The 10,717-nt window shown below is 42.8% G+C and carries 13 protein-coding genes; 12 read left to right on the forward strand and 1 reads right to left on the reverse strand.

From position 1 onward, the window contains the following. Positions 1 to 66: 66 nt before the first annotated feature. The 5 genes from IQ246_RS16725 (at position 67) to IQ246_RS16745 (ending at position 3,789) form a co-directional block, all read left to right on the forward strand. On the forward strand, positions 67 to 483 hold the full coding sequence (locus IQ246_RS16725; protein WP_194004478.1) for a DUF3119 family protein: 417 nt from the start codon (positions 67 to 69) through the stop codon (positions 481 to 483). A 107-nt stretch (positions 484 to 590) separates the two neighbouring features. Continuing rightward, positions 591 to 1,880, forward strand: coding sequence for a DUF3086 domain-containing protein (locus IQ246_RS16730; RefSeq protein WP_194004479.1), 1,290 nt, complete (start codon positions 591 to 593; stop codon positions 1,878 to 1,880). An 89-nt stretch (positions 1,881 to 1,969) separates the two neighbouring features. Then, positions 1,970 to 2,650: a glycerol-3-phosphate 1-O-acyltransferase PlsY gene (gene plsY / locus IQ246_RS16735; RefSeq protein ID WP_194004480.1), complete on the forward strand. Its 681-nt coding sequence runs from the start codon at positions 1,970 to 1,972 to the stop codon at positions 2,648 to 2,650. A gap of 57 nt (positions 2,651 to 2,707) precedes the next feature. After that, positions 2,708 to 3,184: a DUF4189 domain-containing protein gene (locus tag IQ246_RS16740; protein WP_194004481.1), complete on the forward strand. Its 477-nt coding sequence runs from the start codon at positions 2,708 to 2,710 to the stop codon at positions 3,182 to 3,184. A 41-nt stretch (positions 3,185 to 3,225) separates the two neighbouring features. Continuing rightward, on the forward strand, positions 3,226 to 3,789 hold the full coding sequence (locus IQ246_RS16745; protein WP_194004482.1) for a Uma2 family endonuclease: 564 nt from the start codon (positions 3,226 to 3,228) through the stop codon (positions 3,787 to 3,789). Positions 3,790 to 4,064: 275 nt separating this feature from the next. On the opposite strand, the gene IQ246_RS16750 is transcribed toward IQ246_RS16745, so the two are convergent. Continuing rightward, positions 4,065 to 4,928, reverse strand: coding sequence for a metallophosphoesterase (locus IQ246_RS16750; RefSeq protein ID WP_194004483.1), 864 nt, complete (start codon positions 4,926 to 4,928; stop codon positions 4,065 to 4,067). 106 nt (positions 4,929 to 5,034) lie between these two features. Between IQ246_RS16750 and der the strand changes: the two genes are divergently transcribed. The 7 genes from der (at position 5,035) to proC (ending at position 10,629) form a co-directional block, all read left to right on the forward strand. Continuing rightward, positions 5,035 to 6,396 carry a ribosome biogenesis GTPase Der gene (der, locus tag IQ246_RS16755; protein WP_194004484.1) on the forward strand — a complete coding sequence of 454 codons (1,362 nt, stop codon included), beginning with the start codon at positions 5,035 to 5,037 and terminating at the stop codon, positions 6,394 to 6,396. A 63-nt stretch (positions 6,397 to 6,459) separates the two neighbouring features. Then, complete coding sequence (locus tag IQ246_RS16760; RefSeq protein WP_194004485.1) at positions 6,460 to 7,386, forward strand: energy-coupling factor transporter transmembrane protein EcfT; 927 nt, start codon at positions 6,460 to 6,462, stop codon at positions 7,384 to 7,386. A gap of 29 nt (positions 7,387 to 7,415) precedes the next feature. Then, positions 7,416 to 7,598, forward strand: coding sequence for a hypothetical protein (locus tag IQ246_RS16765; RefSeq protein ID WP_194004486.1), 183 nt, complete (start codon positions 7,416 to 7,418; stop codon positions 7,596 to 7,598). A gap of 133 nt (positions 7,599 to 7,731) precedes the next feature. After that, a complete protein-coding gene (pipX, locus tag IQ246_RS16770) occupies positions 7,732 to 8,010 on the forward strand; it encodes a transcriptional coactivator PipX (protein ID WP_194004487.1) in 279 nt (92 codons plus the stop codon). Beyond that, positions 8,007 to 8,675, forward strand: a complete 669-nt coding sequence (locus tag IQ246_RS16775; RefSeq protein ID WP_194004488.1) for a YggS family pyridoxal phosphate-dependent enzyme — start codon at positions 8,007 to 8,009, stop codon at positions 8,673 to 8,675. Before pipX ends, IQ246_RS16775 begins: the two co-directional genes overlap by 4 nt. 456 nt (positions 8,676 to 9,131) lie before the next feature. Then, complete coding sequence (locus IQ246_RS16780) at positions 9,132 to 9,725, forward strand: cell division protein SepF (protein WP_194004489.1); 594 nt, start codon at positions 9,132 to 9,134, stop codon at positions 9,723 to 9,725. A gap of 91 nt (positions 9,726 to 9,816) precedes the next feature. After that, positions 9,817 to 10,629, forward strand: a complete 813-nt coding sequence (proC, locus tag IQ246_RS16785; protein ID WP_194004490.1) for a pyrroline-5-carboxylate reductase — start codon at positions 9,817 to 9,819, stop codon at positions 10,627 to 10,629. Positions 10,630 to 10,717 lie beyond the last annotated feature (88 nt).

The raw sequence follows: 10,717 nt of genomic DNA on the forward strand, positions 1-10,717 counted from the left end.
ACACTAATGGACATGCTAATCGCCACTTTCGCGCTTCCTAACTCTTGAAATCCTAGAATAGGAGAAATGTTTACTAACAAAGCAGGATTTAAGACTGTGACCAGTTCATTTGCTCCTAACTCCGCGTCAACCGTGGAACTTAAGCCTAGTTACAATATACCTGTAGTTTTAGTGCTCGCAGCTATTCCAGTGTTGATAGTACAACCTTGGGTAGGCTTTACCATAGCACTGTTTGGTTTATTTCTCATGTTTCAGGCATTAACATTGCGTTTGCAATTTACCATCACCGACTTAGATATTTACAGAGGCGAAAAATTAATTCGGCGCTTTCCTTACCAAGAATGGCAAAACTGGCGTATCTTCTGGAATGGAGTCCCCATCCTGTTTTATTTTAAAGAAATTAAAAGCATTCACTTTTTGCCAATTTTATTTGACCCTAATGCTCTGAAAAGTTGTCTAGAACAACGTTGTCCACGTATTTAGTGCTGAGTGCTGAGTCTAGATTGGAATTACTCAGCACTCAAGACTCAAGATTCTTGTAATATTTCTGAAAGCTATTTATTCGCGTCATAGGAATTACACTATTGTTTATGAACCCAGAGGAATCTCAAACTCCAGAACCAATTGATGAATGGTTGGCACAAAAACAAGAACAGAGCAATGCAATTGAACATCCAGAAAATCCACCTGTTGAGTTAGTGGTGGACACAGAGACTCTAAGCTTATCAGTTGACAACCAAGATGATGCAGCTTTTAAGCAGCCCATCTCTAATGCGGAAGTTATAGAATCTACAACTGAGCTAACAGAAGATTCAACTGGCGAGTTGATGACGCAGTTAGAAACAGAAACTACCGCGCTGGGGTCAGAAATAGAATCAGAATCACAAGATAATTTACTATACGCACAAGCAGAGCAACGATTAGCTGAGTTGCAACGTACCGAAATAGCCCTCAAAGAAGAAATAGCTATACTACAAGGTTCCTATAAAACTCTTCAAACACAAATTGGTGAAACTCAAACTGCACTAGGACGACTGGTGCAAGAGACGTTGGCGCAGTTAGAACAACGCAAACAAGCACTACAAATTTCTGTAGAACAACTGGAACGCCGTCAAGATCGCATTCGTAACGAGATGCGAACCACTTTTGCGGGAGCATCCCAAGATTTAGCAATTCGGGTGCAAGGTTTTAAAGACTATCTCACAGGTAGCTTACAGGATTTAGCAGTTGCAGCAGAGCAGTTGCAATTAGTGCCGACTGTAACAGAACGAGAAAAACCAACTGTAAAAGAGGCTAAACCAGTTGAATCCCAGCCTGGAACCCCACAATTTGCCCAACAGCAGTTTCAAGACACGACAAAGCAAATTCGCCGTCTAATTGACCAATATCGAACTAAACCAGATTACTACGGCCCTGCATGGCAACTGCGCCGCACCTTTGAACCAGTCCACGCCGAACGAATCTCTAACTGGTTTTTCAGCCAAGGGGGACGGGGTGCTTTGCGGACAATGGGTAGCCGCTTGCAAAATATCCTGATTGCCTCAGCAGCGATTTCAATATTACACAAGTTGTATGGCGATCGCGTCCGCACGTTAGTATTAGCGAATACACCAGAACGTTTGGGTGAATGGCGGCGCGGTTTGCAAGATTGCTTAGGAATTGGTCGTCCAGATTTTGGCCCCGATCGGGGATTGGTATTATTTGAAGCACCTGAAGCCGCAGCTCAAAAAGCAGACCGATTGGTGAAAGCAAATCAACTGCCCTTAATTATCATTGATGATTCAGAGGAACAAATCAGTCTATCTCTGCTGCAATTTCCTTTATGGTTAGCTTTTGCTCCTGACCCCAAAACAGTGAGAAACTATGATGATGATTTCTAATTAGTCAAGAGTCAAGGGTCAAGAGTCAAAAGATATTACTCTGGACTTTGGACTATGTGACTCTTGACTCTTAATTTTTTGAATTTTTTATGGCTATTTGGTTAACCGGATGTGCGGCAATTGTTGTCATAGCTTACCTATTGGGTTCTTTTCCCACTGGGTACATTGCTGTGAAGCAGTTAAAAGGTATTGATATTCGAGAAGTTGGTTCGGGTTCTACCGGAGCAACCAATGTGCTGAGAACCTTGGGGAAAGGGCCAGGAGCATTCGTTTTAGTTCTTGATTCCTTAAAAGGAGTATTAGCGATCGCCTTAGTTTACTGGTTGTTCAACTTGGCTGCAAATCAAAATTTTATCCCCCCAACGATAGATGCGAAACTATGGCAACCGTTAATAGTAACTTTAACTGGGTTAGTCGCCATTCTCGGACATAGTAAATCAATTTTTTTGGGCTTTACTGGTGGTAAATCTGTTGCTATCAGCTTGGGGATTTTGTTGGCAATGAATTGGCAGGTAGGTTTAGCAACAGCGGGTGTTTTTGCCGTTTGTGCGGCGATATCGCGGATTGTATCATTGAGTTCGATTATGGGTGCGATCGCTGTTCCAATTTTCATGCTACTTCTACATCAACCATTACCCTATATTCTGTTTGGTATTGCTGGTGGGTTGTATGTGATTTTGCGCCACCGCACTAATGTTGAGCGGCTGCTTGCAGGGACTGAGCCAAAAATTGGACAGAAGTTAACCACCGAACCAGAACAAACTGCATAATTTGCAAAATGCCGACATATATATCTGTAGTTTTCTACTAGAGTTGAATCAAGAATTATGTTGGCAAGTACATTACAAAAAAGTCTCTTAGCAGCAGCCACAGTATTATCATTTTTGCCAGGGATGATAAAGGTTGCCCAAGCTCAATCTACCTCAGATTTATTTGGTGCGATCGCTTATTCTCACTCAACAGGAGTTTACACTTCGGTAACTGGTTCGTCACGCCAGCAAGCTGAGCGCAGCGCTTTTTATAATTGCCAACAACAATCTAGAGCCAATGATTGCTCAGTTCCACTGTGGTTTAAAAATGCTTGGGGAGCTTTAGCGGTTGGTTCTAATGGTGCTTATGGCACAGGTTGGGGATATGATACCAATCACCCAAAAAAGGGCAGAACTATTGCGGGACGGTATGCTGTGCAAACCTGCCAAAAATACGGCGGTATAAATTGTCGAGTAATTTTCACAACAGAAGCCAGATATCAGGTAATTGATAACGGGACAGTGTTAGTTCCAGCTAATCAGCAAGTATATTAATGACTTAAAATATTGGCATCAAGTAATTGGGTTGCTTTCTTATGGTTAAGGCAAGCACTGGAAACAAACTCACCCTAGAAGAATTTTTGGCGTTGCCAGAAGGCGATGTAAACTATGAGTTCGTAGATGGTTATGCAGTACCTAAAGTGTCGCCAAAATTTTTCCATTCAACTTTACAGCTAACCCTAGGACTGCTGCTTCGTACATGGTTTAAGGGGAAAGGTAGAGTTGGTTCTGAGTGGGCAATTCTTTTAAAGCGTAAAGGGAAAGATTGGGCACCAGTACCGGATTTGAGTTTCATTTCATATAAACGCCTACCCAAAAGTTGGCAACGCAATGAGGCTTGTCCTGTTCCTCCAGAATTGGTAATTGAAATTATTTCTCCAGACCAAACAATGAAGGAATTTGAAGACAAAGCAAAAGATTATTTTGCTGCTGGAGTATCACGATTTTGGGTAGTAAATCCAGAATTAATAAGCATCAGGGTGTTTTTATCAGCTGATGTAAGTCAAGTTTATACAGATAGTATGCCTATTGTAGATATATTATTGCCTGGTTTGGAATTAACAGTTAGGCAAATTTTTGAAGAGGCAGAATTACTATAATTCTGGAGGGTTTGCAGTGACAGATATTTTGAAAAAGTGTATTCTTTGCAAGAGCGTATTTTGCCTATAAAGATGTGGCTATGGAGTCGAGAATTCCATAGAATAATCCTACTTCACGTTGTAGGTTGAGAATGCGATCGCTATAATATTTTGCCAAGTACAGTGTACCCGCCTCAAAATGAATTCTGAGGCGGGATTGTAGACAATGCTAATATTTTGTAAATCTATAATCTCGCATTTAAACCATCACCGCCCATAGGTTAAAAACCCAACGTTTAGCGTTTATTCGGTGCAACCAAGGTAAATACGGTAATCTCAGGACGGGCAGCAAATCGCAAATGCGTGTCACTCATACCTACACCCCGGTTAGTGTATTGGATCATATTTCCTACCTGATACCGTCCAGAGTAATACTTTCTACCAAATCGGGGCAGAACCATCTCTGTGAGCAAAGGTAGATGCACTTGTCCACCGTGGGAATGTCCTGATAGCTGCAAGTCAAAACGTCCTGTAGCAGCACTGGTATCAGCAAAGTCTGGCTCGTGTACTAATAAAATTGCAGCACCTTCATTAGGTAATTGCTTCAGAACTAAATCTAAACGGGGTTCACCAAGCCAGACATCATCTACCCCAGCAATATGCAGCATCGCACTGCCCCTGTGTAGTGTGTAAACAGCATTATTAAGGTAGGTTATACCGCTTTCTTCTATTGCTTGGATAATTGCCTTTGAGTTGTTCAGGTAATCATGATTGCCTAATACTGCCACAGTCTGATCTTTAGCAGTGAATTTATCCAAGACAAACTTGAGAGTGGGGATGATTGAGGGCGAAAAATGGGTTACTAAGTCTCCTGTAATCACTACCAAGTCAGGTTTTTGTTCGTTTACCAGGCTGATAATTTTTTGGAACCGTTCTTGAGTCATCCACTTATCTCGGTGAATATCGCTGATTTGAACAATGCGATAGCCGTCAAATTCTGAGGATAGATGTGGCAAAGTCAATTGTAAAGAATTAATTTCAATCCAATTCGGTTCAATAAACTTGGCGTAGGATAACGCACAAATTACCAATAGCAAGCACCATATTAAAAATCGCAAAGCTGATCTTCTAGCTTTTTTGGGCCACTTACGACTGATCAAGGCGTAATCTCCTTTGACGTGACTACTGTTGCAAAATTAAATAAAAACTTAAAGTCGCTAAAATGTAGAGACGTGATATATTATGTCTCTCTATCACCCTGGTTTTATGGGACTGCCAATTGTTGCTATTATCGGACGCCCGAATGTGGGCAAATCCACCCTGGTTAATCGTTTCGCCGGGGAACAAACGGCGATTGTCCACGATGAGCCGGGTATGACACGCGATCGCACTTATATGCCGGCTTACTGGCGCGATCGCGAGTTTTTAGTGGTAGACACTGGCGGCTTAGTCTTTAATGATGATACCGAATTTTTACCGCTGATTCGCCAACAAGCAATGACAGCGCTCACAGAAGCAAGCGCTGCGATTTTTGTTGTCGATGGTCAAACTGGGCCCTCACCAGCTGATGAAGAAATTGCTGAGTGGTTGCGCCAACAACCTGTACCTGTCCTACTGACTGTAAATAAATGTGAATCCCCAGAACAAGGCTTAATGCAAGCATCTGAATTTTGGGAATTAGGATTGGGTGAACCTTTCCCTGTCTCTGCGATTCATGGTAACGGTACAGGAGAGTTACTCGACGAGTTAATTAATCACATTCCTCCCGTCGGCGAAATAGCGGAAACTAATGAAATTAAAGTCGCAATTGTCGGACGCCCGAATGTGGGCAAATCTAGTTTATTGAATTCTTTTGTCGGAGAAGCAAGGGCAATTGTCAGCCCGATTTCGGGGACAACCCGCGATGCAATTGATACCGTGGTTGAACGTGATGGGCAAACCTACCGTTTAATTGACACGGCGGGAATTCGCAAAAAGAAAAACGTAGAATACGGCCCGGAATTTTTCAGCATCAACCGTGCCTTCAAAGCGATTCGCCGCGCCGATGTGGTTTTATTAGTACTAGATGCTATAGACGGAGTTACTGAGCAAGACCAAAAGTTAGCTGGGCGGATTGTCGAAGAAGGTCGAGCTTGCATCATCGTTGTGAATAAGTGGGATGCTGTTGAAAAAGACTCTTATACCATCTACGACTACGAAAAAATTCTCCAAGAACGGTTACATTTTACCGAATGGGCAGAAACCATTTTTGTCAGTGCCTTAACAGGACAACGAGTAGAAAAGATTTTAGAATTAGTGAATCAGGCAGCTGAGTCACACAAACGCCGTGTCAGCACATCAGTGATTAACGAAGTCTTAACAGATGCCGTGAGTTGGCATTCCCCGCCAGCATCACGCGGTGGGCGTCAGGGCAAGATTTATTATGGTACACAAGTAAGCGCCCAACCACCAACGATCGCCCTATTTGTCAATGAAGCAAAACGCTTTAACGACAACTATCGTCGCTACATCGAACGTCAATTCCGCCAACAATTAGGATTTAAAGGCACTCCCATTCGTCTACTCTGGCGGAGTAAGAAAGTCCGTGATGTCGAAAGTGGTAATGTTAATCGTGCTACCCGCGTATAATAATCGTCATTTGTCATTTGTCCTTTGACTAATGACCAATGACCAATGACTAATGACTAAAAGATGGATTTATTGCGATCGCTGCCACTAGGACTTTACTTAGAACAACCCCAAACTTGGCTACATAAAATTGATCCGCGAGTCAAGTTTGCTTGGTTAATGAGCTTTTTAACAAGCTACAGTTTTGCTAATCTTTTTTGGCGTGTGCTGCTAGTGGCACTGTTGATTATAGCCACCTTAGTTGCCAGAATTCCACGACGAGTATGGCGGCAGCAAATGGGTTGGCTTTTGATCTTATCTTTTTTTGTCTTTGCGATCGCAGCTATTAGTCCTGATGGACTGGGTGTAAACTATCAGCCACGTCTACCAGCTAACGAACAAATTTTAACCCAGCCATTAACTTCTAACACTTCCAATATTGCCCTAGAGTCAGCCGATAACCAGAAAAAATATAGCTATGTGCTATTTCACAAAGGCCCAGTCAAAGTAACTCGTCACTCTTTGGATTTGGCAGTGCGACTGAGTACGATTTTGTTTACGGTGATTTACAGCACTAACTTGTATCTACTAACAACCGCACCAGAAGAAATCACATCTGGGATGGAAAGCTTAATGCAACCTCTGCGAAAACTAAAATTGCCCGTCACAGAAATTACTTTAACTTTAACTTTGTCCTTGCGGTTTATTCCGCTAGTTTTAGAAGAAGTGCAGAATTTATTCCGCTCTGTGATGACAAGGGCAATTAATTGGAAAAAGCTGGGGTTAAAAGGAGCAGTCAAGGTTTGGATAACAGTCGCAGAAAGACTTTTAGAAAATCTGCTCTTACGAGCCGACCAAATGGCTAATGCAATGACGGTGCGGGGTTTTACCAGTCCTAATGAACATCGAGTGCAGTGGCAAGACTTAAAATTAAGAGCGCGGGACTGGCTCGCTATTGCAACTTTAATCTTATTTTGGGGAGTACGGCTGATTATCGGAACTGAGGTTTGATATGGTTCTGTGGGCATGGGGCATGGGGCATGGGAAAAGATAATTATTCTTTTGCTCCCCAATGCCCAATCCCCAATGCCCAATCCCCAATGCCCAATGCCCAATCCCCAATCCCCAATGCCCAATCCCCTAGATTCTCTAAAGGCGCTTCAACTCACCCGCCTCTTTTGTACCACTTTCCCTTGCTGACACTAGCTTTATCTGCCAATTAGTAACTAGATCAAGGTCTTCATCACCGCAGTTTCGCATTTTAAGCAAATATTCTGGCGAAAGGAAGGTATTATCGTCTGAATGTTTGTAATTGACTGCGAAAAGATATATATATACTCCTACCTTGACTCTTAAATGAATCCAGAGAACTCAGAAACTTACATAAATCATCCAACTTGGGGTCTGCTCTACAGGATCTGTATGGTTGATGAGAACCAGGATCTGTTCACTACACTTTATGCCCAACGCTTATTTTTCTTGGTGTCAAATGACGTTAAAGGGATTAAGTTTCAGCCTATAGGACGTACCGAGGCTAGGATGATGCTGGAAAATCGCTTGCGTACTCTGCGGCGCACTGGACAGTCTCAGGAGTACGATCAGCTTCAGAGTGTTTTCCAACGCACATTCCAATGAGTAGTTCGCTAATCGAACGTATTGCTACCATTCGTTCCTCACTTCCACCTTCAGTCAGGTTGATTGCTGTTAGCAAGCAAGTTTCTGCTGAAGCTATTCGGTCTGCCTATACTGCCGGAATTCGTGATTTTGGCGAAAGTCGTATCCAAGAAGCTGCCAGTAAACAAGCCAAGTTGCACGACTTATCGGATATTACCTGGCATTTTATTGGACATTTGCAAAGCAATAAAGCCAAAAAAGTCCTTGAACATTTTCACTGGATTCACTCCGTAGATAATTTGAAGCTGGCACAGCGCTTAAACCAATTGGCGCAACAGCTAGGAGTCAGTCCCCAGGTTTGTCTGCAAGTGAAAATTCTCCCTGATCCCAACAAGTCGGGTTGGAGTGTGCCAGAACTGTTTGCTGACTTATCCGCACTAAATCAATGCAAAAATTTACAAATTCAGGGTTTGATGACAATTCCACCTTTCGGGTTGGATGATGCCCAAATTCTGAATGTGTTTAACCAAAATCGTGATCTGGCCAAAGAAATCCAGGAGCAAAACTGGTCATACATTCAGATGCAACACTTGTCAATGGGTATGTCAGGCGACTATGAATTGGCAGTGCAAGCAGGTGCAACGATGGTACGATTAGGAACTATTTTGTTTGGCGATCGCCACTAGGTATTGAACATAGACATTTCGGTCGAGTATCAAGTGCAAGCAGGTGCAACGATAGTACGATCAAAAACCATCTTATCTTGTTTGGCGATCGCCCCTAACTACTGGACATTTGCCTTGAGGTTGAGTATCAATAATAAAGATTTGATGCACAATTGTTTTTAACAGACTGGTGCAATCGGAGACAAAGGCTATAGTATTGACTAGAGCAATCGCCAAGAAAAAATGGGGTCAAAAGAACTTTCTTTCGGGCAATCCTTAAGATATAATCTTTACTCATTATTCCGTCCCAGAAGTGGACAGAACTTTCAACAAGTGTCTGTTTATCACTATAAGATGTAGTATAAGCTACAAACAGCAGTAGAATTGCTGAATAGATCGACCCATGTAGCGATCGCAGTGGCTCAATTAATTTAAAGCCATAACCAATGAAAAGTTACTGCACCAGGAGAGTAGACAATGAACAATATTTTTTCCAAACTTAGAGACTTTGTAGGTCTAAATGAACAGGTGGAATACGAGTATTACGAAGAAGAACCAAATACAGATAGTTACCAAAATCTTTATCAGCAAGAGAATCCTCAGCCAGCACCACAAGAAAGCACAGCTCAAAATCGACGCTGGCGCGAACCAGTGCCTACAATGGGTGATGACATAGCAGCAGGTTCAACAAAGCCAATGGGGAATGTTATTGGTATGCCAGGAGCAATTAACGGAATTTCAGAAGTATTAGTACTTGAACCGCGCACCTTTGAAGAAATGCCCCAAGCAATTCAAGCGTTGCGAGAACGCAAGTCAGTAGTATTAAACTTGACAATTATGGATCCGGATCAAGCCCAGCGGGCAGTAGATTTTGTAGCAGGCGGTACTTACGCATTAGATGGACATCAAGAGCGCATTGGTGAGAGCATCTTTTTGTTTACGCCAAGCTGTGTGCAAGTTAGCACCCAAGGTGGAGTTCTTCATGAAGTACCACAACCACCAGCACGTTCCTCTCGTCCTGCAAACCCAAATCAAAGTTGGGGCAACGAATCTAACCGGATGGCACAGTAAAATTAAATTAGTCCAGAGTCAAGAGTCCAGAGTCAAGAATCAAAAACTTTTGACCCTGGACTTTTGAATTTGGACTCTTGACTGTTAAACAATGACTATTAAATTTGGTTTAATTGGTGGTGGGGTAATGGGAGAATCGCTATTATCCCGCCTTACTGCACGTGGAATTTATCAACCATCAGAAGTCATAGTCAGCGAACCGCAACCCTCGCGCCAAGCTTTTTTAAAGCAGCAATATGATGTTGCTGTAACGGCAGATAATCGCTTAGTTTTCACGCAAGCAAAAGAAGTTGTTTTTTTGGCAGTGAAGCCGCAGATTTTTAGTGCGATCGCCCAAGAATTAGCAGATATCATCACTATAGAACACTCACCCCTAATTATTTCCATCTTGGCGGGTGTGCCTTTAAGTCATCTAGAAGCTGCCTTTGAGCAATTGCCAGTAATTAGAGCAATGCCCAATACTCCAGCAACCATAGGAGCAGGAATTACCGCCATTTGTTTCGGTGCTTACACCAACACCAAGCACCACCAAATAGCACAGCAAGTTTTTTCAGCTGTGGGTGAGGTGGTAGAAGTTTCAGAAACGTTGATGGATGCAGTAACAGGACTATCTGGTAGTGGCCCAGCTTATGTGGCGTTGCTCATAGAAGCACTCTCCGATGGCGGAGTAGCCGCAGGTTTACCCAGAGCAATTGCTCATCAACTAGCCTTGCAAACTGTATTGGGAACAGCAAGGCTATTGCAAGAAACCAAAATGCACCCAGCAGAACTGAAAGATCGTGTCACTAGTCCCGGCGGTACAACCATTGCAGGTATTGTCAAGCTAGAACAGGCAGGATTTCGCTCAGCTTTAATTGAAGCAGTCAAAGCTGCCACACAGCGATCGCAGGATCTCGGAAAATGAAGTATTGGGGATTGGGCATTGGGGATTGGGCATTGGGCATTGGGCACTCAAGGAAGACAAGGTGAATAAGATAATAGGTACATAAATC

The organism is aff. Roholtiella sp. LEGE 12411, assembly GCF_015206995.1.
Classification (GTDB): domain Bacteria; phylum Cyanobacteriota; class Cyanobacteriia; order Cyanobacteriales; family Nostocaceae; genus Komarekiella.